Source organism: Saliniferula longa, assembly GCF_050789285.1.
In the GTDB taxonomy this organism is placed as follows: domain Bacteria; phylum Pseudomonadota; class Alphaproteobacteria; order Rhodobacterales; family Rhodobacteraceae; genus CAVPWP01.
In genome coordinates, this window is the sequence record NZ_JBOUVX010000001.1 from 1,201,852 (window position 1) to 1,222,806 (window position 20,955).

Below are 20,955 nucleotides of genomic sequence, written 5' to 3' on the forward strand. Positions count from 1 at the left end.
TCCGCTTCCGGGCGGCTTGGCTACTTCGGCGGCAGACTGCGCGCATGCGACAACGCCATCGCAAGCCAGTTCCGCCTGCGGGCATCGTCGGCCATGGCGGCGTCGGTGACGTCGATCATCCCGCCCATCGCGCGGCCCGAAAACATCATCGGGCCCGCGCCGTCGACCGCGCGCGCCGCGGCCTCGTTCGGCTTTCCCACGCGGAACATCGCGCCGCCCGGATGCACGCCGCAGACCATATGGCCATGCAGCAGGAACGCCAGCCCGCCGAACATGCGTCTCTCGGCGATCCCGTGCTTGTCCACCAGATCCTCGCGCAGCAGCGCCGCCAGGCCTTCGTCGTAGGCCATGCCTCCCCCTTCTTGCCGCCCTTGGGCCCCCTTGCCGCCTTCGTCCGCGCAGCGTAACACGCCCGGCGATGTCTGAACCGATCTTTGTCCTTGTCCGCCCCCAGATGGGCGAGAACATCGGCGCCGCCGCGCGCGGGATGTGGAACTTCGGCCTGAGCCGGATGCGCATCGTCGCGCCACGCGACGGCTGGCCCAATCCCAGGGCCGTGGCCATGGCCAGCGGCGCGGGGCGGCTTCTGGATGCGGCCCTCATCGTCGACGACACGCCCGGGGCGCTGACCGACACGGCCTATGTCTATGCCACCACCGCGCGACCGCGCGACCTGACGACGCCGGTCTTCACGCCCGAGGCCGCGATGGCCGACGCCGCGCGCCGGATCGCCGCGGGGCAGAAGGTGGCGGTCCTGTTCGGCCCCGAACGCGCGGGGCTTGAAAACGACGACATCGCGCGGGCCAACGCCATCATCACCGTGCCGGTGAACCCCGACTTCCCGTCGCTGAACCTTGCCCAATGCGTGCTTCTGACGGCCTACGAATGGCGGCGACAGACGGTCGCGGCGGTGCCGGTCGACCCCGGCCTTGCCGGCACCGACTGGGCGACCCAGATCGAGGTCGAGAAGCTGGCGGATCACTATCAGGAGCGGCTGGACGAGGCGGGGTTCTTCTTCCCGCCCGAAAAGGCCGACAGCATGAAGCTGACCCTGCGCAACCTCTGGAGCCGGATGCCGCTCACGCGGGCCGACGTGCAGACCCTGCACGGCATGCTGCGGCAGATGGTCCGCTGGAAGGACCGCCCCCGGTGACTGGACGCGTCGGGGGGGCCGACCTAGGGTGCCGGGCACGAACAGGACAGGACTGACATGGCCGGAAAACGCAGCATCTTCGAGGACGTCTCGGCCGATACGCCGAAGCCCGCCGCCCCCCGGGGCGGGATGATCGACGCGGCGCGCAAGGGCGCGCGCGGGGCGGTGCGGGCTTGGCTCATGGCGCTGTTCGCCCTGGTCGTGGTGATGATCGCGGTGGGCGGTCTAACGCGGCTCACCGATTCCGGCCTGTCGATCACCGAATGGGCGCCGATCACCGGCGCGATCCCGCCGCTGAGCGAGTCCGACTGGCAGGCCGAGTTCGACGCCTACCGCCAGATCCCCGAATACCAGCTTCAGAACCGGGGGATGAGCCTTGAGGAGTTCCAGTTCATCTACTGGTGGGAATGGGGCCACCGGCAGCTTGGCCGGGTGATCGGGCTGGTCTGGGGGCTGGGCTTCCTGTTCTTCTGGGCGACGAAGCGCATCCCCCCGGGCTGGACCGGGCGGCTTCTGGGGCTGGGCGCGCTTGGCGGGCTGCAGGGCGCGATCGGCTGGTGGATGGTGTCCTCGGGGCTGCGGGGCACGATGCTGGACGTGGCCTCCTACCGGCTGGCGGTGCACCTTGGGCTGGCCTTCGTGATCCTCGGCCTGATCGCGTGGTATGTCTTCAAGCTGGGCCGGACCGAGGCCGAGCTTCTGCAGGCGCGCCGGTCGAAGGACGACAAGCTCTTCTCGCTTGGCACCGGGCTGATGCATTTCGCCTTCCTGCAGATCCTGCTGGGCGCCCTGGTCGCGGGCATCGACGCGGGCCGCAGCTTTCCCGACTGGCCGCTGATGGCGGGCGGTTTCTTCCCGCCCGACCCGTTCCAGATCGAACCGCTGTGGCGCAACTTCTTCGAGAATGCCGGCACCGTGCAGTTCATGCACCGCATGGCGGGGTATCTGCTGTTCGTCTTCGGCGTCGTCGTCTGGCTTCGGGGGCGGGCGTCGGCGAACGCGGGGACGCGTTTTGCCTTCAACGCGGTCTTCGCGGCGCTTCTGGTGCAGGTGACGCTGGGGATCGTGACGGTGATCTACCAGGCGCAGTGGCACGTCGCCATCACGCATCAGTTCGTGGCCGTGGTCCTGTGGGTGACGATCCTGCGCGCCCGGTTCCTCAGCCTCTATCCCAAGGCCCAATCCGTGAGGTCCGCCGCATGAGCGCCTATGACGACCTGATGACCTTTCAGCGCGAGACCGAGGCGCTGGCGCAGATCGCGGGCCGCCTGGGCTGGGACCAGGAGACGATGATGCCACGCGGCGCCTCCGAGCAGCGGGGCGAGGAAATGGCCGCGATCGAGACGGTTCTGCACCAGCGCCGGACCGATCCCCGCATCGGCGACTGGCTGGCGGCCGCGATGCCCGCCGACGGCGTGGCCGAAGCGCACCTGCGCGAGATCCGGCGCACCTACGAGCGCACCTGCAAGGTGCCGGCGCGCCTTGCGGCCGAGATCGCGCGTGTGACGTCCGTCGCGCAGGGCGTCTGGGCCGAAGCCCGCGCGTCCGAGGCGTTCGACGCCTTCGCGCCGACGCTGGCCCGGGTCGTGGCGCTGCGCCAGGAAGAAGCCGACGCGCTGGCCGCGGGCGGCGAACGCTATGACGCGCTGTTGCAGGACTACGAACCCGGCGCGACGGCGGCGAGCATCGGCGCGATGTTCGACGCCATGCGCCCGCGGCTTGTCGCGCTGCGCGCGGCGATCCTTGGCTCGGGGCGCGGTCCCGCCGGGCTGCGCGGCACCTTCGACGAGGGGGGGCAGCTGCGCCTGTCGGCCGAACTCGCACAGGCCTTCGGCTATGACATGGCGCACGGGCGGATCGACAAGGCGGTGCATCCGTTCTCGTCCGGGTCGGGCCTTGACGTGCGGATCACCACGCGGACGAACCCCGAGGATCCGTTCAACTGCTTCTACTCGACCATCCACGAGGTCGGCCACGCCGCCTACGAACAGGGCGTCGACCGGGCCTTCCTGCTGACCCCGCTGGGGCGGGGGGTGTCGATGGGTGTCCACGAAAGCCAGAGCCGGATCTACGAGAACCAGATTGGCCGCAGCCGCGCCTTCACGGGCCACCTTTTCGACCGGATGCGCGCGGTCTTCGGCGATTTCGGCGTGGCCGATGCCGACGCCTTCTACGCCACTGTGAATCGGGTGCATCCGGGCTTCATTCGCACCGAGGCCGACGAGGTGCATTACAACCTGCACGTGCTGATGCGGTTCGATCTGGAGCGCGCCCTGATCGACGGCGACCTTGCCGTGGCGGATCTTCCGGGGGCCTGGAACGACCGCTTCGCGGCCGACTTCGGGCAGGCGGTGGACAAGCCGTCGAACGGCTGCCTGCAGGATGTCCACTGGTCGGTGGGCCTGTTCGGCTATTTCCCGACCTACACGCTGGGCAACGTCTATGCCGGATGCCTGCACGCCGCACTGCGCCGCGATGTGCCCGACCTCGACGCCCGGCTGGCGATGGGCGACACCACGGCCGCCACGACCTGGCTGCGGGATCGGGTGCAGCGCCACGGCGCGCGTCATCTGCCCGAGGACACGATCCGCGCCGCGACCGGGTCCGACCCATCGGTCGGCCCGCTTCTCGACTATCTCGAGAGCAAGTTCGGCGCGCTTTACGGGCTGTGAGGCGTCAGGCGGGGTGAACCGTCCAGCGCGTGCCAAGGTCGGCCACGCCCGCGCGCACGAGATCCTCGAGCACGGCAAGATCGATGTCCGCCAGCCGCGGGATGTAAAGGCAGGACTTGCCCCGGCGAGCCTTTCCAAGCCGTGCCATCAGGTCGGGGAAGGGGGTATACCCGGGCAGGACGTAGACCGTGATCTGCCGGTCGGGCACGGCGAAGCCCGTGGCGAACCAGCGGCCCGAGTGCCCGCTGGCGTAGGTGTAGTCATAGCGCCCGTAGCCGATCATCTTGCCCGACCACAGGCGTGGGGTGAATCCGGTGGCGCGCCGGAAAAGCGCATCGAGTACCTGCGCGTCGGCGCGCCGTTGCGGGTTCGGCAGGCCGGCGATGTAGGCTTCGGCGTCGTCGGTCACTGCGGCCAGTCCGGTTTCCGCTTTTCCAGGAAGGCGCCGATGCCTTCGGCGGTGTCGGGGTGCAGCATGTTCTCGACCATGACCTGCCCGGTGAAGGCATAGGCCTGCGCCAACGGCATCTCGAGCTGTTCGTAGAAGGCGCGCTTGCCGATCCTGACGGCGCTGCCCAGCTTGCCGGCGATGGCGTCGGCCAGTTCGTCGGTCTCGCGCCGAAGCTCGGCGTCGGGCACGGCGCGGTTCACCAGCCCAAGGTCGACCGCCCGGTCGGCCGACACGAAGGCCCCGGTGGTCAGAAGCTCGAAGGCCTTCTTGCGCGGCAGGTTGCGGCTGAGCGCGACCATCGGCGTGGAACAGAACAGTCCGATGTTGACGCCGTTCACGCCGAAGCGCGCGGTGTCGGCGGCGATGGCCAGATCGCAGGTGGCGACCAACTGGCAGCCCGCGGCGGTGGCAAGGCCCTGCACCTCGGCGATCACCGGCTGGGGCAGGGCGACGATCGCCTGCATGACCTCGGCGCAGGCGGTGAAGAGTTCCTCGAAGCGCGCGGCGCCGCCGTCGTCCTCGGCCCGGGCGGCGGTCATCTCGGCGAGGTCGTGGCCGGCGCAGAAGGCCCGGCCAAGGGCCGACAGGACGACGACGCGGATGGCCGGATCGGCCGCCACCTCGTCCAGGGACGCCTGAAGCGCGCCGAGCATCGCCTTGGACAAGGCGTTGAGCTTGTCGGGGCGGTTCAGCACCAGCCGCGCGATCGCGCCGCGGTCTTCGCGGATCACCAGTGTCATCTTGCCCTCCGTTGTCATCCGGGCGAAGTCTAGGCCGCGACGGGGCCGGGGGAAAGCGGGGGGACAGCCGAGGTGAAACGCGGATGGACGTGACGTTGGACGCAGGCGCGCTTCAGGCCTTCCTGCGGGATCACTTTCCGCAGGTCGAGACCCGCTATCACGTCGAAAGCGTGGCCCCGATGCGCCTTGTGGTGCGCATGCCCGTGTCTGAACAGCACCTGCGTCCGGGCGGCACGGTTTCGGGGCCGTCAATGTTCGCGCTGGCGGATGTCTCGGTCTATCTTGCGGTGCTGGCGATGATCGGCCCCGAGGCGCTGGCGGTCACCACGAGTTGCCACATGGACTTCATGCGCAAGCCCGCCGCGGGGCGCGACCTGATTGCCGAGACGCGGCTTCTGAAACTGGGGCGGGCGCTGGCGGTGGGCGACGTGCTGATCCATTCCGACGGCACCGACGCCCCCGTGGCGCGCGCAAGCCTCACCTATTCGATCCCGCCTCGGCGGGCCTAGAGGCGCCGATCAAAGGGGCAGGGCGGTCGTCTCCTTCAGGTTCTCCATCACGAAGCTGGCCGAGACATCGGTCATCTCGACCTTGCGGATCAGCCGTTGGTAGAGCGCGTCATAGGCCGCGACGTCGGCCACGCGCGCCCGGATCAGATAGTCGAGATCGCCGGTCATCCGGTAGGCGCCCTGGATCTCGGGCATCTCGCGGGTTGCGCTGGCGAAGCGGTCCAGCCAGTCGGGGGCGTGGCTGCGGGTGCGCACGAAGATGAAGACGGTCAGCCCAAGCCCCAGCTTCTCGGGATCGAGGATGGCGACGCGAGCGCGGATCACGCCGGCCTCGTCCATCGCGCGGATGCGTCGCCAGACGGCGTTGCGCGACAGGCCGATTCGTTCGCCGATCTCTTCGAGGCCCAGCGAGCTATCCACCTGAAGAATCGCGAGAATCCTTCGATCCAGATCATCAAGTGTCACGTCATTTGGCCTTTTTTGTGGAAAATCTCCCAATTATTTAGCGTATCGACCCAACGAATGGGAGCCATTCTCGCGAGTCTTCGCGCATTCTGCTCCTCACAAGGGCGGCTCCGAAACAGGGACGCCAGAACTTGCAGACGCCAGAAACGGAGACGCGCAGAATGCTGAGCAGACTTTTCCTCGACCACCCTGAAAGCGTCGGCGAAACCTATGGGCAACACGCCCGTTTCGCCTTCGGGTTCTCGTTTCGCCTTTTCGGCGCGGCCTGTGCGGCGCTGATCCATGCGATCCTGCCCTGGACGTTCGAAAAGACCGCCAGCACGATCGTGGCCGATCTTCACCGGCGCACCCACACCCGCGGGCGCTAGCGCCCGATGTAGCGGTCCTTGCGGTGATTGACCGCGATGATCGTGTTGGCCACCACCGCGCCCATCAGCGACCAGAGCACCAGGCCGGGATCGAGCACGGCAAGCGCCGCCGCGAAGAGGCAGGCGTCGAAGGCCAGTTGCGTCCAGCCCGCCTGCAGGCCGATCCGGTCCTGCAGGTAAAGCGCCAGAACGCCCACCCCGCCCAGCGAGGCGCCGTGGCGGAAGATGACGATGAGGCCCAGCCCCGTCACCGCCCCGGCGAGGAAGGCCGCGAGCGGCGGGTCGAGACGCTCGATCACCAGAAGCTCGGGCAGAACCTCGGACATTCCCGAGACAAGGGCCACGGCGATGAAGCTTTTCACGGTGAAGCGCGGCCCCATGCGCCGCCAGGCGAGGATATAGAAGGGCAGGTTCACCACGAAGAAGACCGCCCCGAAGGACCAGCCCGTCACATAGGACAACAGCACGCCCAACCCCGCGGTCTGCCCGGTGATGAGGCCCGCATGGGTCAGGAACAGAAGCCCCAGCGCGCAAAGCGCCGTGCCCACGACAAAGGCCATCGCGTCTTCGGTCAGGCTGTGTTCGATCCGCGTGTGCGGTTCGTTCGTGGCGGAAGTGGCGGAAGGGTCGCTCATGGGCGCGCTTTAATCCCCGCCGCGCCAAAGGAAAAGGGCCGGCGCATGGCCGGCCCTTCGTGGTCGGGGTTCCCTTCCCGCGCGCCGGTCAGGCCAGCGCCTTGTTGAGGTAGTCGTCGACCTTCTCGAGAAAGCCCATGGTGGTCAGCCACTTCTGATCCGGTCCTACCAGCAACGCGAGGTCCTTGGTCATGAAGCCGTCCTCGACCGCCTGCACGGTCACGCGCTCGAGCGTTTCGGCGAAGGTCATGAGCTGCGCGTTGCCGTCGAGCTTGGCGCGGTGCTTGAGCCCGCCGGTCCAGGCATAGATCGAGGCGATCGAGTTCGTCGAGGTCTCCTTGCCGGCCTGGTGCTGGCGGTAGTGGCGGGTGACGGTGCCGTGCGCGGCCTCGGCCTCGACCACCTTGCCATCGGGCGTCATCAGCACCGAGGTCATCAGCCCGAGCGATCCGAAGCCCTGCGCCACGGTATCGGACTGCACGTCGCCGTCGTAGTTCTTGCAGGCCCAGACGTAGCCGCCCGACCACTTCAGCGCCGAGGCGACCATGTCGTCGATCAGGCGGTGTTCGTAGGTGATGCCCTTCTTCTTGAAGGCATCTTCGAACTCTTCCTCGTAGACCTTCTGGAAGAGGTCCTTGAAGCGGCCGTCATAGGCCTTGAGGATGGTGTTCTTGGTCGAAAGATAGACCGGCCAGCCCAGGTTGAGCCCGTAGTTCATCGAGGCGCGGGCGAAGTCGATGATCGACGCGTCGAGGTTGTACATCGCCATGGTCACGCCCGAGCCGGGGGCCTGGAAGACCTCTTTCTCGATGACGGTGCCGTCCTCGCCGGTGAACTTGATGGTCAGCGTGCCCTTTCCGGGGAAGCGGAAATCCGTGGCGCGGTACTGGTCGCCGAAGGCATGGCGGCCGACGACGATGGGCTTGGTCCAACCGGGGACAAGACGCGGCACGTTGCGGCAGATGATCGGCTGGCGGAAGATCACGCCGCCCAGGATGTTGCGGATCGTGCCGTTGGGCGACCGCCACATCTCCTTGAGGCCGAATTCCTCGACCCGGGCCTCGTCGGGGGTGATGGTGGCGCACTTGACCGCGACGCCCACTTCCTTGGTCTTGTTGGCGGCGTCGATGGTGATCTGGTCGTTGGTTCGGTCGCGCTCTTCGATCCCGAGGTCATAGTAGAGCAGGTCGACGTCGAGATAGGGCAGGACCAGCTTCTTCTTGATGAAGTCCCAGATGATGCGGGTCATCTCGTCCCCGTCCATCTCGACGACGGGGTTTGCGACTTTGATCTTCGACATGGGAAGGCTCCCGCTATTTTGAGGAATCGGCTGCGCGCCTCATAGCCGATCGCGGGGCCGCGGGAAAGAGTGGTATGCGACGGTATACAGATTTGTCGCAGCCACGGGTCCCACACGGGGAGACGTCGCCGGGTTTGGCCGAACGGGTGGGCCGGGGGCCAGCCCCCGGACCCCCGGGATATTTCCGCCAAGAAGACCTTCGTCAGCGCGAGGATTCGCCCAGGCGCCGCTGGACGTAGTCGGTGACGTTGCCGATCATCGTGTCCATGTGCGGCTCTTCGAAGAAGTGGCCCGCGCCCTCGATCTCCTGGTGGGTGATCGTGATGCCCTTCTGTTCGTGCAGCTTCTCGACCAGCGAGCGGGTGTCCTTGGGCGGCGCGACACGGTCGGCGGCGCCGTTGATGATCAGCCCCGAGGACGGGCAGGGGGCGAGGAAGCTGAAGTCGTACATGTTCGCCGGCGGCGAGACGCTGACGAAGCCGGTGATCTCGGGCCGGCGCATCAGAAGCTGCATGCCGATCCAGGCGCCGAAGGAGAAGCCCGCGACCCAGCAATGCTTGGCGTTCTGGTTCATCGACTGCAGGTAGTCGAGCGCCGAGGCGGCATCGCTGAGTTCACCGATGCCCTGGTCGTATTCGCCCTGGCTGCGGCCGACGCCGCGGAAGTTGAACCGCAGCACCGTGAAGCCCAGGTTGTGGAAGGCGTAGTGCAGGTTGTAGACGACGCGATTGTTCATCGTCCCGCCGAACTGCGGGTGCGGATGAAGAACGATGGCGATCGGCGCGTCCTTCTGCTTTTGCGGGTGGTAGCGACCTTCGAGGCGCCCCTCGGGTCCCGGAAAGATAACCTCGGGCATGGTTCCCCTTGTCTGTCTTGGGCGGATGCGCCCCCGTCCCCTCGGGTATTCTTGACGAATTCCCTCAGGGACCTTAGAACCGTTCTAAACAGCGCTACGTCCGCCGGCCTTGCTGCCTAGCAGGTAAGGTTCGAGGGCTTTGGCGTCAATGATCCTTTGCCGGGAACTACTTCGGGGCGCGCGACCGCATGAAGCTGAGCACCAAGGGCCGTTACGCGATGGTGGCGCTGACCGACCTGGCCTCGATGCCGGCGGGGACGGTGGTGTCGCTGGCGGATCTGTCGGGACGGCAGAAGATCTCGCTTACCTATCTCGAGCAGCTGTTCGTGCGTCTGCGGCGCGCGGGGCTGGTCGACAGCGTGCGCGGGCCCGGCGGCGGCTATCGGCTGGCGCGGCCGGCGTCGGACATCCGGGTGTCGGACGTGCTGGAAGCGGTGGACGAGACGGTGAGCGCGATGCACACCGGGGCGGGGGCCTCGGGCGCGGTGTCGGGCAGCCGGGCGCAGTCGCTGACCAACCGGCTGTGGGAGGGGCTGTCGGCCCATGTCTATGTCTACCTGCACCAGACGCGGCTGTCGGACATCGCCGGCAACGAGCTTGCGCCCTGTCCGGCCGTCCCGTCGATCCTGACGGTGGTGGACGAGGGCAGTGCCGATGGCGGCGGCGATGACTGAGCGGGTCTATCTGGACTGGAACGCAACAGCCCCGCTGCGCCCCGAGGCGCGCGCGACCATGATCGCGGCGATGGACGTCGTGGGCAATCCGTCGTCGGTCCATGCCGAGGGGCGCGCGGCCAAGGCGCTGGTCGAACGCGCGCGGGCCGAAGTGGCGGCCGCGGTGGGCTGCCAGCCCGCCGAGGTCGTGTTCACGGCCGGCGCGACCGAGGCGGCGGGCGTGCTTGCGGCGCTGCCCGGCGCGGTGGTGGTCGAGCCGACGGCGCATGACGCGCTGTGGAGCCGGGCCCGCGCGGACGGCCTGGCGGGTGCGGTCACCCTGGCGATGGGGCTGGCCAACTCCGAGACCGGGATCGTGATCGCGCCGCCGGTGCGCGAGGGCGGGGTGGTCCGGCTCGGGGCGACCGAGGCCGGCTGTCTGCTGCTCGACGTCACCCAGGCGGTGGGGCGTCTGCCGTTTTCGTTCGCCTGGAGCGGGGCCGACCTTGCCGTTCTGTCGGCGCACAAGCTGGGCGGGCCGAAGGGCGTGGGCGCGCTGATCGTGCGCCGCGGCCTCGACGTTCCGCCCCTGGCCACCGGCGGCGGGCAGGAGATGGGCCGACGCTCGGGCACCGAGAACGTGATCGGCATCGCCGGCTTCGGCGCGGCGATCACCGCGGCGATGCGCGATCTGGACGCCGGTGTCTGGGCCGAGGTCGAGAAACTTAGAAATATTCTAGAAGCGGCTCTGGCTTCTGCCGCGCCGGAGACTATTTTTGTCGGGAAAGACGCGCCGCGCCTGCCCAACACCTCGTGCTTCGCCACGCCGGGCTGGAAGGGCGAGACGCAGGTGATGCAGATGGACCTGGCGGGCTACGCCATTTCGGCGGGGTCGGCCTGTTCCAGCGGCAAGGTGCGGACCAGCCGCGTGCTGACGGCGATGGGCCATGACGCGCGGACGGCGGGATCGGCGATCCGGGTGTCGCTGGGTCCGACGACGACGGAAGACGAGGTGCGGGGCTTCTGCGAGGCCTGGCTGCGCCAATACGAGAAGTTCCGCCGCAAGGCGGCCTGACAGACGGGAGATCGGCAGCGATGACCGCATTGGACAAGCTCGAGGTCAAGGACGGCGTCGACCAGGAAACGGTCGAGGCCGTCAAGTCGCTTTCCGGCAAGTACAAATACGGCTGGGAAACCGAGATCGAGATGGACTATGCGCCCAAGGGCGTGAACCGCGACATCGTGCGGCTGATCTCGGAAAAGAACGACGAGCCCGAGTGGATGACGGCCTGGCGGCTGCAGGCCTTCGAGCGCTGGGAAAAGATGGACGAGCCGACCTGGGCGATGGTCGACTATCCGAAGATCGACTACCAGGACCAGTATTACTACGCCAAGCCCAAGAGCATGGCGGTCAAGCCCAAGTCGCTGGACGATGTCGATCCCAAGCTGCTGGCGACCTACGAGAAGCTGGGCATTCCGCTGAAGGAGCAGATGATCCTTGCCGGCGTCGAGGGCGCCGAAGGCGCGCCGGCCGAGGGCCGCAAGGTGGCGGTCGACGCTGTCTTCGACAGCGTGAGCCTGGGCACGACCTTCCAGAAGGAACTGGCCGAGGCGGGCGTGATCTTCTGCTCGATCTCCGAGGCGATCCGCGAGCATCCCGAACTGGTGAAGAAATACCTCGGATCGGTCGTGCCGATTTCCGACAACTTCTTCGCAACGCTCAACTCGGCGGTCTTCTCGGACGGGTCCTTCGTCTATGTGCCGCCGGGCGTGCGCTGCCCGATGGAGCTGTCGACCTATTTCCGCATCAACGCCGAGAACACCGGCCAGTTCGAGCGCACGCTGATCATCGCCGACAAGGGCAGCTATGTCAGCTATCTCGAAGGCTGCACGGCGCCCAAGCGCGACACGCACCAGCTGCACGCGGCGGTGGTGGAACTGGTCGCGCTCGAGGATGCCGAGATCAAGTATTCGACCGTCCAGAACTGGTATCCGGGCGACGAGGAGGGCCGGGGCGGCATCTACAACTTCGTGACCAAGCGCGCCGATTGCCGGGGCGACCGGTCGAAGGTGATGTGGACCCAGGTGGAAACCGGGTCGGCGGTGACGTGGAAGTATCCGTCTTGCATCCTGCGCGGCGAGGAAAGCCAGGGCGAGTTCTATTCGATCGCCATCACCAACAACTGCCAGCAGGCCGACACCGGCACCAAGATGGTGCACCTGGGCAAGAACACCCGCTCGCGCATCGTCTCGAAGGGGATCAGCGCGGGGCGCGCGCAGAACACCTATCGCGGGCTCGTCTCGATGCACCCGAAGGCCACCGGCAGCCGCAACTACACCCAGTGCGACAGCCTTCTGATCGGCGACAAGTGCGGGGCGCACACCGTGCCCTACATCGAGGTCAAGAACAGCTCGAGCCGGGTCGAACACGAGGCCACGACCTCGAAGGTGGACGAGGATCAGCTGTTCTACTGCCGCAGCCGCGGCATGGACGAGGAAGAGGCCGTGGCGCTGGTCGTCAACGGCTTCTGCAAGGAGGTGCTGCAGGCCTTGCCCATGGAATTCGCCATGGAGGCGCAAAGCCTGGTCGCGATCTCGCTGGAAGGGTCGGTGGGCTGACGCGCGACGCGCGGCCCCTTGGAGCGCTTGTGATTGGTTCCGAACATATCGTTTTCGGCGGTGGCGCCGATCGTGCTTCTGGCACTGTCGAACGTCTTCATGACGTTCGCCTGGTACGGCCATCTGAAGTTCAAGTCGGCGCCGCTGATCGCGGTGATCCTGGTCAGCTGGGGGATCGCCTTCTTCGAGTACTGCCTGGCCGTGCCGGCCAACCGGATCGGCCACGGCACCTATACCGCGGCGCAACTCAAGACCATCCAGGAGGTCATCACGCTGACCGTCTTCGCCGGGTTCTCGGTCGTGGTGCTGAAGGAATCGCTAAGCTGGAACACGCTCGCGGGCTTTGCGCTGATCGCGGCGGGCGCGGCGCTTGTGTTTCGCGGATGACCGGGGGCGCGCTGCCCAATTCCGGTCAGCATGGATCGACAATTTCCCCCGCATCGTCATGGTTTGGCCAAACTGATTTGCAGGATCCTGCCCAAGCGACACAAGGGGAGCGGTCCGTTGGGCGGAATTTCGGAACAGCATCGGCAGACCTTCGAGGCGCGACTGGCCCGCATCAAGAACGGCGGACCGAACACGATGGGCACGCTTCATGTGGGCCCGCGGGACGAGGTGCGCGCCTCCGAGGCGAAGGCGGTCGAGAAGGCCCAGGTGAAGATGCGCAAGACGCGAAAGCGGCGCGGCTCGCCCATGGCGACGGTTCTGCTGCTTCCGGTCGCGCTGGCGCTTGGGGCGCTGTCGGTCTTCGTGGGCCGGGTGGCGGCCTATCGGCTGTTCTCGGACGACGGGATCTATCCGGTCGCGCTGGCCGGGGTGCCGGCCGAGATGTTTGCCGACATAGCGATCGCATCGGTTCTGGCGATGCTGCTGGCCTGGACCTTTCAACTGACCTGGGGAATGCGCCGCGTGGCGCTTGTGGCGGGCTTCGTCGCCATGATGGTGGGCGAGGTCAACCTGATGCAAAGCTATCCCGACCTTTTCGCGACCTTCTTCTCGGACACCTACGTGGCCGGGATGCTGGCCGATCCGCCGGCGACGCTTTAGTTCCCGCCCCATCTTCGATCCCTGACGGGTCGCGCCTTCGGGCCGCGGCCCCCCATGCTTTTTGAGGACAAGAAAAATGCTGGAAATCAAGAACCTGCACGTCAAGCTCGAGGAAGAGGACAAGCAGATCCTGAAGGGCGTTGACCTGACCGTCGATGCCGGCCGCGTCCACGCGATCATGGGGCCGAACGGGTCGGGCAAGTCGACCCTGAGCTACGTGCTGTCGGGGCGCGAGGGCTACGAGGTGACCGACGGCACCGCCACGCTTCTGGGCCAGGACATCCTTGCGATGGAGCCGGAAGAACGCGCGGCCGCCGGCCTTTTCCTGGCCTTCCAGTACCCGGTGGAGATCCCGGGCGTGGGCAACATGACCTTCCTGCGCACCGCGCTGAACGCCCAGCGCAAGGCGCGCGGGCAGGACGAGGTGAGCGCCGCCGACTTCCTCAAGCTCGTGCGGGAAAAGGCGAAGGCGCTGAAGATCGACGCCGAGATGCTGAAGCGCCCGGTCAACGTTGGCTTCTCGGGCGGCGAGAAGAAGCGCAACGAGATCCTGCAGATGGCGATGCTCGAGCCGAAGATGTGCATCCTAGACGAAACCGATTCGGGCCTCGACGTCGACGCGATGAAGCTGGTGGCCGACGGCGTGAACGCGCTGCGCGACGCGGGCCGGGGCTTTCTGGTGATTACCCACTACCAGCGGCTTCTCGACCACATCGCCCCCGACGTCGTGCACATCATGGCGGACGGGCGGATCGTGAAGACCGGCGGGCCCGAGCTCGCGCTCGAGGTCGAGCGGAACGGCTATGCCGACATCCTGTCGGAGGTGGCGTGATGGCGCTTCCCAAGGCCAAGCTTGATGCGACCGAGGCCTGGCTTGCCGGCGTGACCCTGCCGGCGGGCGCGGCCTGGGCGACCGAGGCCCGGCGCGCGGCGCTGGCGCGGGTGCGCGACATGGGCCTTCCGGGGCGGCGCGACGAATACTGGCGCTTCACCCGTCCCGACACGATGATCGCGCCGGACGCGCCCGCAGCCGCCGTCTTCGACCCGAAGGACGAAACCCCGGCGTTCGATGCGCTGGACAGGCTGAAGGTGGTGTTCGTCGACGGCGTCTTCGATGCCGAGGCCTCGGACGACCTGTCGGGCGCGGGGATCGAGATCCTGCGCCTGTCGGAGGCGATGAAGACGGACATCCACTGGGCGCGCGACCTTTACGGCGTGCTCGAGGCGCGCGGGCAGGTCCCGGTGGCGCGGCCGCTGGCCGCGATGAACACCGCCACCGCGACCGATGGCGTGGTGATCCGTGCGACGGCCAGGGTCGAACGGCCGGTCTCGCTTGTCTATCTGCACCGCGACACGGGATCGGACGCGGTGCTGCACCATGTCGTCCGGGTCGAGGCGGGGGCGGACCTGACGCTTCTCGAGAACGGGCCGGCGGCGGCGCGCTTCAACAAGTGCATGGAGGTCGATGTCGCCGACGGCGGCGCCTTCCACCACGTCCGCACGCAGGGCCGTGACCATGAACGTCGCGCGGCGACGCATATCTTCGCCCGGGTCGGGGCCGGGTCGGTCTTCAAGTCCTTCACCACCACCGTGAACGGCGTGCTGACGCGCAACGAGGTCGTGGTCGAACTGACCGGCGACGGCGGCGTTGCCCATATCGCCGGCGCGGCCCTGGGCGACGGTGAGTTTCACCACGACGACACCGTCTTCGTGACCCATGACGCGGTCGGTTGCGAAAGCCGCCAGGTCTTCAAGAAGGTGCTGCGCGACGGCGCGGTGGGGGTCTTCCAGGGCAAGATCCTGGTCCGGCAGGGCGCGCAGCAGACCGACGGCTACCAGATCAGCCAGTCGCTGCTTCTGGACGAGGGCAGCCAGTTCCTGGCCAAGCCCGAGCTCGAGATCTATGCCGACGACGTTAAATGCTCGCATGGCTCGACCAGCGGGGCGATCGACGAGACGGCGCTGTTCTACCTGCGCTCGCGCGGGGTGCCGCGGTCGGATGCGCAGGATCTGCTGGTCATGGCCTTCCTCGCCGAGGCCATCGACGAGATCGATCGCCCCGAGATCGCCGAGGATATCCGCAGCCGCCTTGAAGGCTGGCTGTCGCGCCACCGCAGGTAGGGGGCCGGGGCAGGGCATGAGCGTCACCCGGGATATCGCCCGGACCTATCGCGCCCCGCGCGAGGTCCTGCGCCGCCGCGTGGCGGGCGCGCCGCGCGAAGATCGCGCGCTGGCCGTCGTGATGGCGGGCTGTGTGCTGATGTTCGTGGCGCAGTGGCCGCTGCTGTCGCGGCTGGCCTTCGAGGACCCCTCGGTCGCGCTCGACATGCGGCTTGGCGGGGCGCTTCTTGGGTGGGTCTTTATCGCCCCGCTTGCGCTTTATCTGCTGGCGGCGGCGGTTCACGGGGTGCTGCGCCTTTTCGGCGGCCGGGCCAACTGGTACGAGGCGCGCATGGCGCTGTTCTGGGCACTGCTCGCGTCGACCCCGCTGTGGCTTCTGAACGGCCTTGTCGCGGGGTTCATCGGGCCGGGGGCCGGGCAGACCATCGTAGGCGGGCTCGCCCTTCTGGCCTTCCTTGGCTTCTGGGGCGCGGGACTTTGGGAAATCGAGACCGGGCACGGCGCGGAACAGGCCGCGACGACGGAACCGGGGCGCGGAAGGGCGACATGATCCTCAGTCTGAACACGCTTCTGCCGATGGTCTGGCGGACCATCAAGAACCCGCGCGAGGGCGCCGAAGAGGTGCTGTCCCTTGGCATCCCGCGCGAGGCGCTGTGGCCGCTGCTGGTTCTTGTGCTGGTCCTGTCGATCATCCTGGGCCAGATCACCACGCTGCTTGTCGCCTCGGCCGCGGGCGTGACCGTGACGGGGCCGCTGGCCAACCCGATGGTCACCGGGGTGCTGCAGTTCGCGCTGCTTCTGGTGACGATCTTCGCGATCCATGTCATCGGGCGCAGCTTCGGCGGCACCGGCAACCTTGGCGAGACGATCCTTCTCGTGGCCTGGCTGCAGTTCGTCATGGTCTGCATCCAGGTCGTGCAGACCGCCTTCATGCTGATCCTTCCGCCGGTGGGCAGCCTTCTGGGCATCGTCGGGCTGGTGCTGTTTTTGTGGCTGCTGACCAACTTCGTCGCCGTGGTCCACGGCTTCCGGTCGCTGGGGCAGGTCTTCGTGATGATCCTCGTCTCGATGTTCGTGCTGGCCTTCGTGCTGTCGATCCTTCTGACGCTTGCCGGCGTCTCGGTCCCGGGGCAGATCTGATGTACGACGTTGACCGTGTTCGCGCCGACTTCCCGATCCTCGCGCGCGAGGTGAACGGCAAGCCGCTGGTCTATCTCGACAACGGCGCCTCGGCGCAGAAGCCGCAGGTGGTGATCGACGCCGTGACGCAGGCCTATTCGATGGAATACGCCAACGTTCACAGGGGCCTGCATTACCTTTCGAACCTGGCGACCGAGAAATACGAGGCCGTGCGCGGCACCATCGCGCGCTTCCTGAACGCGGGCGCGCAGGACGAGATCGTGATGACCTCGGGGACCACCGAAGGCATCAACCTTGTCGCCTACGGCTGGGCCATGCCGCGCCTTGGCCCGGGCGACGAGATCGTCCTGAGCATCATGGAGCATCACGCCAACATCGTGCCCTGGCACTTCTTGCGCGAACGGCAGGGCGTCGTGCTCAAGTGGGTCGATGTCGACGCCAACGGCGATCTCGATCCGCAGAAGGTCCTGGACGCGATCGGGCCGAAGACCCGGCTGGTCGCGGTGACGCATCTGTCGAACGTGCTGGGCACCCGTGTCGACGTGAAGACGATCACCGAGGGCGCCCATGCGAAGGGCGTGCCGGTGCTTGTCGACGGCAGCCAGGCGGCCGTGCACATGCCGGTCGACGTGCAGGACATCGGCTGCGACTTCTACGCGATCACCGGGCACAAGCTTTACGGGCCAAGCGGTTCCGGCGCGATCTTCATCCGCCGCGAGAGGATGGCCGAGATGCGCCCCTTCCTCGGCGGCGGCGACATGATCCGAGAGGTCACGAGGGACGCCGTCACCTATGCCGACCCGCCGATGAAGTTCGAAGCCGGCACGCCGGGCATCGTCCAGCAGATCGGCCTTGGCGTCGCTCTCGACTACATGATGGGCCTCGGGATGGACAACATCGCCGCCCATGAAGAGAGGCTGCGCGACTATGCCCGCGACCGGCTTGACGGGCTGAACTGGCTGAACGTGCAGGGCCGAAGCGCCTCGAAAGCCGCGATCTTTTCGTTCACGCTGGACGGGGCGGCCCATCCGCACGACCTTTCGACCGTGCTGGACAAGCGCGGCATCGCGGTGCGCGCGGGCCAGCACTGCACCGGTCCGCTGATGGCGCATCTCGGCCTGTCGGGTACCTGCCGCGCGTCGTTCGGCCTTTACAACACCACCCACGAGGTCGACGCGCTGGTCGACGCGCTCGAGCTCTGCCACGAGCTTTTCGCCTGATGCCGCTTGCGGGGTCCGGCCCCCGCCGCTATACCGCCCGCACGGAGCACCCGTAGCTCAGCTGGATAGAGTGCTGCCCTCCGAAGGCAGAGGTCACAGGTTCGAATCCTGTCGGGTGCGCCATAAAATCAAAGACTTGAAGAACTCGCTGCTCCGGTCCGCCCCAGTTTCGCCCCGGATTGACCGGTCAAGGGGCCTCTGCAAGCCTGCTGCTGACCCTGTCCGGGTAGTCCTTCGAGTCGCAGACAATGGTGGGTCCGATGGCGATCGAGGCTCTCCGGCGCGCTCAGGTCCGCCGGTCGAGCGCATCGAGCACCTCCCGGAAGCGGTCCGGGCAATGATGCCCGTAGACGCTCGCGAGGGTCTCGGGGCTCGTCGAGAAGTAGCCGGCGGCCTGCCAGATTGGCACGCCGCTCTGTAGGACCCACGAGATCGCTGTGTGCTTCAGCGTGTGCGGCGTGACGTCGGAGAGGTCGATCGTGACCCCCTTCGCCCGCGCTTTCGCCTCGGCAAGCCGTAGCGCGCGTTTCCAGCCGGTCTTGATGTCGCCGACCCGACGGCCTCGGTGATCCTCGACCACGAAGCGGCGGCCGTTCCGAGCCTGGATCCGCAGATAGGCGAGGTAGCGGCGGGGCAACGGTGCTCCGCCCTGGCGTTTCTTCGTCTCGGCCTTGCCCACGGGCTTGCGGTGGAGCCAGCCGCGATCGGTGTCGACATGGCCGCCACGGGTCGAGGGCGTGTCGATGTGCATGGCGAGGATCGTTGCCTTCCGTGACCCGGTGTATAGCCCGTGCAGGATGAAGTCGGCGAGGTGGCGTCCGTCTGCCTTTAGCGCCCGCGCTCCGCGCAGGAGCCAGGCGGCCTCTTCGCGAGTGAGCCAGCGGTCCCGCGCGGGCGGTTTCGGGGGCAGGGTGACCCGTGGTGTAGCCGTGAGATAACCTTCGGCGTGGCAATGGTTCAGCGCCGCCTGCAGGACGTTCAGTTCGCGCCGGATGGTGCCGTTGCTCGCCGGTTTGCCGAACCGCGTGATGCGTGAGCCGGCATAGCGACGGCAGGCGGCCCCCGTGATGGCCGCGACCGGCTGGTCGCCCCAGAAGGTCAGAAGCGCATCGATGGCGTATCCGATCCGTTCCGGCGCTGCGACATGGAGGGCATGTTCCTCGCCATAGAGGCTGAGGCATCGGGCGATGGACAACTCGTCCGGGGTGACGTTACCGGCAGGCCGGTACTTTCTCAGGAGATACTCCGCGAGGCGGCTTTCAGCCGCTGCGCGATCGCCAGTGCCGGTGGAGATGTAGGTGGTTCCGTCGCGGATTTCCCAGAAACCGGGACGGCCGAGGCGTTCCTTCCAGTAGAGGCGTGCGCCTTTGCGTTGACGCGGCATAGCTCGATCAGCTCCTCGAGGTCGGTGGCAAGAAGGCGGCAAGCCCGGCCGATCACGATGGTCTTGCCATGGTGATCGGCGACGCGGCGCAGGCTGTCGACGGGCACGCCCAATTGGCGCGCGGCGTCGGGAAAGGTCAGGAGATGGGGCAGGGACATCAGTGTAGCCTCCCCGTCCGGTGACGTGGCCTAACGTCCTCATAGACATCGCGCTCTTCTCCGCCCGGCGTGAGGAAGGCTCGAAGTCCACAGCACAAGGGCGCCTGAGGGCGGCTTGCCCTTAGGGCGCCAGGCGGTCCGCCAGGGGCGCCGGGAGGCTTGTCAATGGCATGGTAGCCCGGCTGATTGCGTAGGGCAGCGTGTCGCCGCGGCGAGGACGGCGACGAGCTTCGCATGCGGTGGGCGGGTCGGGCATAAAGAGCCATGACAGCAACCTCAACAACAGTGGGCGGTCCTCTTCAGGCGCGCCTTGGGACGCGACGGACTCGGACCGTGAAAGCCGATGGCCGAAGCCACGACGACGAACTTCACCGGCGCAACGCCGCCGGACAGGCGTGAGGGATTTGCACCCGCGATGCCGCAGGAACCCGCGGTTGATCGGGGGTCAGGCTGGGCCTGACATGGGCACAACTTATGACAGCCCGGCGCCCGTGCAAAGTCATGGTGTAAAAAGTCACGAAGATTACAAGATTTGGCGTCCAGGGGCCGTCGCGCGACCTGTTTCGCAGGCCGTCAAACCATCGCTGAACCAGTCCGGAAAACCCCGATCTCTCAAGGGCTCCAGCCTTTAGACCCCCTTTAGTCAGAACCCGAACCCCTAGCCTTTAGTATTTATGAGAATCCGTAAGCGCCGGATCGGAGAAAGCCTGACAGGGCGTAAGGCATTTTGGTCCGTCACGGAGCCAGGAAGACCACCATCCCATGCGTCCCGAGCTCTCGCAAAGGTTGCAAGCTCTTGGTAATGAGTTTCAAAGATCATCCTAAATTCACAACTCGCGCTCAGGGAAATCTTGGTCGGAACCGGTCGTCCGATGCATCCTATGGTGGCAAGATTGCATTCCTTTGCGTTTCAATATTGTTCGTGCCGGAAATCCCCGGCGGAGCGGGAGCTGGTCTTCAGTCGGGTTTCGTCTGGCGAAGGGGTAGTTAGGCTACCGGGACGCCTGGAACATGGTGCCTGTCGAGATGAGGGTCATGATCGAGGATACCTTCGGCGAGGGTAGGTTCTATGTCCGTAAGGATATGATCAACAACGCCGTGGGGTATCGGGAATTCTCGGTCCAGGATCTCTGGACCGGCGAGACCCGTCTCAACGAGACGGCGCAGAAGGCTTTCGTCGACACGGTGACGGCGGTCATGGGCAAGAACGCCCTGCGCAACCTGGCGACGGCCGAGAAGTTCTGGCAGGCGGGTGTCTCGGTGGCGAAGCAGACGATCGTGATCCGATCGGTGATCGTTCCCGTGGCGAACCTCGGGTCGAACTTCCTGCAGCTGATGCAGATCGGTGTCGGGCCTCGGGCGATTGCCAAGGGCTTCACGACGAAGCTCGTCGAGATCGATCAGCACCTTCGGAACCTTTCACAGTCCGCGCGGTGATGGGTTTCTAGCGATCGTGCGGTGCAG

The 20,955-nt window shown here is 66.8% G+C and carries 24 protein-coding genes and 1 tRNA gene; 17 read left to right on the plus strand and 8 right to left on the minus strand.

Annotated features, from left to right (window positions below; all coding sequences use genetic code 11):
• Nucleotides 1–20: 20 nt before the first annotated feature.
• Nucleotides 21–350, minus strand: a complete 330-nt coding sequence (locus ACRDNQ_RS05670; protein ID WP_431827655.1) for a TfoX/Sxy family protein — start codon at nucleotides 348–350, stop codon at nucleotides 21–23.
• 68 nt (nucleotides 351–418) lie between these two features.
• Between ACRDNQ_RS05670 and ACRDNQ_RS05675 the strand changes: the two genes are divergently transcribed.
• The 3 genes from ACRDNQ_RS05675 to ACRDNQ_RS05685 are packed head-to-tail and all read left to right on the plus strand — an operon-like array spanning nucleotide 419 to nucleotide 3,825.
• Nucleotides 419–1,153: an RNA methyltransferase gene (locus tag ACRDNQ_RS05675; protein WP_431827656.1), complete on the plus strand. Its 735-nt coding sequence runs from the start codon at nucleotides 419–421 to the stop codon at nucleotides 1,151–1,153.
• Between the two features lie 57 nt (nucleotides 1,154–1,210).
• Nucleotides 1,211–2,356, plus strand: a complete 1,146-nt coding sequence (ctaA, locus tag ACRDNQ_RS05680) for a heme A synthase (RefSeq protein ID WP_431827657.1) — start codon at nucleotides 1,211–1,213, stop codon at nucleotides 2,354–2,356.
• Complete coding sequence (locus tag ACRDNQ_RS05685; RefSeq protein ID WP_431827658.1) at nucleotides 2,353–3,825, plus strand: carboxypeptidase M32; 1,473 nt, start codon at nucleotides 2,353–2,355, stop codon at nucleotides 3,823–3,825. Before ctaA ends, ACRDNQ_RS05685 begins: the two co-directional genes overlap by 4 nt.
• A gap of 4 nt (nucleotides 3,826–3,829) precedes the next feature.
• On the opposite strand, the gene ACRDNQ_RS05690 is transcribed toward ACRDNQ_RS05685, so the two are convergent.
• On the minus strand, nucleotides 3,830–4,234 hold the full coding sequence (locus tag ACRDNQ_RS05690) for a DUF1801 domain-containing protein (protein WP_431827659.1): 405 nt from the start codon (nucleotides 4,232–4,234) through the stop codon (nucleotides 3,830–3,832).
• Nucleotides 4,231–5,034, minus strand: coding sequence for an enoyl-CoA hydratase (locus tag ACRDNQ_RS05695; protein WP_431827660.1), 804 nt, complete (start codon nucleotides 5,032–5,034; stop codon nucleotides 4,231–4,233). Before ACRDNQ_RS05695 ends, ACRDNQ_RS05690 begins: the two co-directional genes overlap by 4 nt.
• Before the next feature lie 65 nt (nucleotides 5,035–5,099).
• Here ACRDNQ_RS05695 and ACRDNQ_RS05700 point away from each other — a divergent pair, with 65 nt between their 5' ends.
• Nucleotides 5,100–5,525: a PaaI family thioesterase gene (locus ACRDNQ_RS05700; protein ID WP_431827661.1), complete on the plus strand. Its 426-nt coding sequence runs from the start codon at nucleotides 5,100–5,102 to the stop codon at nucleotides 5,523–5,525.
• A gap of 9 nt (nucleotides 5,526–5,534) precedes the next feature.
• On the opposite strand, the gene ACRDNQ_RS05705 is transcribed toward ACRDNQ_RS05700, so the two are convergent.
• Nucleotides 5,535–5,990 carry an Lrp/AsnC family transcriptional regulator gene (locus ACRDNQ_RS05705; protein WP_431827662.1) on the minus strand — a complete coding sequence of 152 codons (456 nt, stop codon included), beginning with the start codon at nucleotides 5,988–5,990 and terminating at the stop codon, nucleotides 5,535–5,537.
• A 161-nt stretch (nucleotides 5,991–6,151) separates the two neighbouring features.
• On the opposite strand from ACRDNQ_RS05705, the gene ACRDNQ_RS05710 reads away from it, so the two are divergent.
• A complete protein-coding gene (locus ACRDNQ_RS05710; RefSeq protein ID WP_431827663.1) occupies nucleotides 6,152–6,358 on the plus strand; it encodes a DUF6356 family protein in 207 nt (68 codons plus the stop codon).
• Here the strand turns inward: ACRDNQ_RS05710 and ACRDNQ_RS05715 are convergent.
• The 3 genes from ACRDNQ_RS05715 to ACRDNQ_RS05725 form a co-directional block, all read right to left on the minus strand.
• Nucleotides 6,355–6,993: a YitT family protein gene (locus ACRDNQ_RS05715; protein ID WP_431827664.1), complete on the minus strand. Its 639-nt coding sequence runs from the start codon at nucleotides 6,991–6,993 to the stop codon at nucleotides 6,355–6,357. The two genes, ACRDNQ_RS05710 and ACRDNQ_RS05715, sit on opposite strands and share 4 nt — an antisense overlap.
• An 88-nt stretch (nucleotides 6,994–7,081) precedes the next feature.
• Nucleotides 7,082–8,293, minus strand: a complete 1,212-nt coding sequence (locus ACRDNQ_RS05720; protein ID WP_431827665.1) for an NADP-dependent isocitrate dehydrogenase — start codon at nucleotides 8,291–8,293, stop codon at nucleotides 7,082–7,084.
• Between the two features lie 202 nt (nucleotides 8,294–8,495).
• Nucleotides 8,496–9,149, minus strand: a complete 654-nt coding sequence (locus tag ACRDNQ_RS05725; RefSeq protein WP_431827666.1) for an alpha/beta hydrolase — start codon at nucleotides 9,147–9,149, stop codon at nucleotides 8,496–8,498.
• Between the two features lie 188 nt (nucleotides 9,150–9,337).
• Between ACRDNQ_RS05725 and iscR the strand changes: the two genes are divergently transcribed.
• The 11 genes from iscR (at nucleotide 9,338) to ACRDNQ_RS05780 (ending at nucleotide 18,072) form a co-directional block, all read left to right on the plus strand.
• Nucleotides 9,338–9,823, plus strand: coding sequence for a Fe-S cluster assembly transcriptional regulator IscR (gene iscR, locus ACRDNQ_RS05730; protein ID WP_431827667.1), 486 nt, complete (start codon nucleotides 9,338–9,340; stop codon nucleotides 9,821–9,823).
• Nucleotides 9,816–10,877 carry a cysteine desulfurase family protein gene (locus ACRDNQ_RS05735; protein ID WP_431827668.1) on the plus strand — a complete coding sequence of 354 codons (1,062 nt, stop codon included), beginning with the start codon at nucleotides 9,816–9,818 and terminating at the stop codon, nucleotides 10,875–10,877. Before iscR ends, ACRDNQ_RS05735 begins: the two co-directional genes overlap by 8 nt.
• Nucleotides 10,878–10,897: 20 nt before the next feature.
• A complete protein-coding gene (gene sufB, locus ACRDNQ_RS05740) occupies nucleotides 10,898–12,421 on the plus strand; it encodes a Fe-S cluster assembly protein SufB (RefSeq protein WP_431827669.1) in 1,524 nt (507 codons plus the stop codon).
• Nucleotides 12,422–12,481: 60 nt separating this feature from the next.
• A complete protein-coding gene (locus ACRDNQ_RS05745) occupies nucleotides 12,482–12,808 on the plus strand; it encodes a DMT family protein (RefSeq protein WP_431827670.1) in 327 nt (108 codons plus the stop codon).
• 117 nt (nucleotides 12,809–12,925) lie between these two features.
• Nucleotides 12,926–13,468, plus strand: a complete 543-nt coding sequence (locus ACRDNQ_RS05750) for a hypothetical protein (protein ID WP_431827671.1) — start codon at nucleotides 12,926–12,928, stop codon at nucleotides 13,466–13,468.
• Nucleotides 13,469–13,544: 76 nt separating this feature from the next.
• Nucleotides 13,545–14,300, plus strand: a complete 756-nt coding sequence (gene sufC, locus ACRDNQ_RS05755) for a Fe-S cluster assembly ATPase SufC (RefSeq protein ID WP_431827672.1) — start codon at nucleotides 13,545–13,547, stop codon at nucleotides 14,298–14,300.
• Nucleotides 14,300–15,589, plus strand: coding sequence for a Fe-S cluster assembly protein SufD (sufD, locus tag ACRDNQ_RS05760; RefSeq protein ID WP_431827673.1), 1,290 nt, complete (start codon nucleotides 14,300–14,302; stop codon nucleotides 15,587–15,589). The genes sufC and sufD overlap by 1 nt, the downstream gene beginning before the upstream one ends.
• 16 nt (nucleotides 15,590–15,605) lie before the next feature.
• Nucleotides 15,606–16,139, plus strand: coding sequence for a YIP1 family protein (locus ACRDNQ_RS05765; protein WP_431827674.1), 534 nt, complete (start codon nucleotides 15,606–15,608; stop codon nucleotides 16,137–16,139).
• Nucleotides 16,136–16,729 carry a Yip1 family protein gene (locus tag ACRDNQ_RS05770; protein ID WP_431827675.1) on the plus strand — a complete coding sequence of 198 codons (594 nt, stop codon included), beginning with the start codon at nucleotides 16,136–16,138 and terminating at the stop codon, nucleotides 16,727–16,729. The genes ACRDNQ_RS05765 and ACRDNQ_RS05770 overlap by 4 nt, the downstream gene beginning before the upstream one ends.
• Nucleotides 16,729–17,949 carry a cysteine desulfurase gene (locus tag ACRDNQ_RS05775; RefSeq protein ID WP_431827676.1) on the plus strand — a complete coding sequence of 407 codons (1,221 nt, stop codon included), beginning with the start codon at nucleotides 16,729–16,731 and terminating at the stop codon, nucleotides 17,947–17,949. Before ACRDNQ_RS05770 ends, ACRDNQ_RS05775 begins: the two co-directional genes overlap by 1 nt.
• Nucleotides 17,950–17,995: 46 nt before the next feature.
• Nucleotides 17,996–18,072 (plus strand) — tRNA-Arg (locus ACRDNQ_RS05780).
• A gap of 163 nt (nucleotides 18,073–18,235) precedes the next feature.
• On the opposite strand, the gene ACRDNQ_RS05785 is transcribed toward ACRDNQ_RS05780, so the two are convergent.
• Complete coding sequence (locus ACRDNQ_RS05785; RefSeq protein WP_431827677.1) at nucleotides 18,236–19,333, minus strand: tyrosine-type recombinase/integrase; 1,098 nt, start codon at nucleotides 19,331–19,333, stop codon at nucleotides 18,236–18,238.
• 1,169 nt (nucleotides 19,334–20,502) lie between these two features.
• Here ACRDNQ_RS05785 and ACRDNQ_RS05790 point away from each other — a divergent pair.
• Nucleotides 20,503–20,928 (plus strand): hypothetical protein, encoded by a 426-nt coding sequence (locus ACRDNQ_RS05790; RefSeq protein ID WP_431827678.1) that lies wholly within the window; start codon nucleotides 20,503–20,505, stop codon nucleotides 20,926–20,928.
• Nucleotides 20,929–20,955 lie beyond the last annotated feature (27 nt).

Excerpts from the sequence above, each read along its gene's own strand:
- ACRDNQ_RS05790 (WP_431827678.1), top strand. The coding sequence starts at position 20,503 with ATGGTGCCTGTCGAGATGAGGGTCATGATCGAGGATACCTTCGGCGAG.
- ACRDNQ_RS05775 (WP_431827676.1), top strand. The coding sequence starts at position 16,729 with ATGTACGACGTTGACCGTGTTCGCGCCGACTTCCCGATCCTCGCGCGC.
- ACRDNQ_RS05735 (WP_431827668.1), top strand. The coding sequence starts at position 9,816 with ATGACTGAGCGGGTCTATCTGGACTGGAACGCAACAGCCCCGCTGCGC.
- ACRDNQ_RS05710 (WP_431827663.1), top strand. The coding sequence starts at position 6,152 with ATGCTGAGCAGACTTTTCCTCGACCACCCTGAAAGCGTCGGCGAAACC.
- ACRDNQ_RS05725 (WP_431827666.1), bottom strand. The coding sequence starts at position 9,149 with ATGCCCGAGGTTATCTTTCCGGGACCCGAGGGGCGCCTCGAAGGTCGC.
- ACRDNQ_RS05765 (WP_431827674.1), top strand. The coding sequence starts at position 15,606 with ATGAGCGTCACCCGGGATATCGCCCGGACCTATCGCGCCCCGCGCGAG.
- iscR (WP_431827667.1), top strand. The coding sequence starts at position 9,338 with ATGAAGCTGAGCACCAAGGGCCGTTACGCGATGGTGGCGCTGACCGAC.
- sufC (WP_431827672.1), top strand. The coding sequence starts at position 13,545 with ATGCTGGAAATCAAGAACCTGCACGTCAAGCTCGAGGAAGAGGACAAG.
- ACRDNQ_RS05700 (WP_431827661.1), top strand. The coding sequence starts at position 5,100 with ATGGACGTGACGTTGGACGCAGGCGCGCTTCAGGCCTTCCTGCGGGAT.
- ctaA (WP_431827657.1), top strand. The coding sequence starts at position 1,211 with ATGGCCGGAAAACGCAGCATCTTCGAGGACGTCTCGGCCGATACGCCG.
- ACRDNQ_RS05770 (WP_431827675.1), top strand. The coding sequence starts at position 16,136 with ATGATCCTCAGTCTGAACACGCTTCTGCCGATGGTCTGGCGGACCATC.
- sufB (WP_431827669.1), top strand. The coding sequence starts at position 10,898 with ATGACCGCATTGGACAAGCTCGAGGTCAAGGACGGCGTCGACCAGGAA.
- ACRDNQ_RS05695 (WP_431827660.1), bottom strand. The coding sequence starts at position 5,034 with ATGACAACGGAGGGCAAGATGACACTGGTGATCCGCGAAGACCGCGGC.
- ACRDNQ_RS05715 (WP_431827664.1), bottom strand. The coding sequence starts at position 6,993 with ATGAGCGACCCTTCCGCCACTTCCGCCACGAACGAACCGCACACGCGG.
- sufD (WP_431827673.1), top strand. The coding sequence starts at position 14,300 with ATGGCGCTTCCCAAGGCCAAGCTTGATGCGACCGAGGCCTGGCTTGCC.
- ACRDNQ_RS05670 (WP_431827655.1), bottom strand. The coding sequence starts at position 350 with ATGGCCTACGACGAAGGCCTGGCGGCGCTGCTGCGCGAGGATCTGGTG.
- ACRDNQ_RS05685 (WP_431827658.1), top strand. The coding sequence starts at position 2,353 with ATGAGCGCCTATGACGACCTGATGACCTTTCAGCGCGAGACCGAGGCG.
- ACRDNQ_RS05720 (WP_431827665.1), bottom strand. The coding sequence starts at position 8,293 with ATGTCGAAGATCAAAGTCGCAAACCCCGTCGTCGAGATGGACGGGGAC.
- ACRDNQ_RS05675 (WP_431827656.1), top strand. The coding sequence starts at position 419 with ATGTCTGAACCGATCTTTGTCCTTGTCCGCCCCCAGATGGGCGAGAAC.
- ACRDNQ_RS05785 (WP_431827677.1), bottom strand. The coding sequence starts at position 19,333 with ATGCCGCGTCAACGCAAAGGCGCACGCCTCTACTGGAAGGAACGCCTC.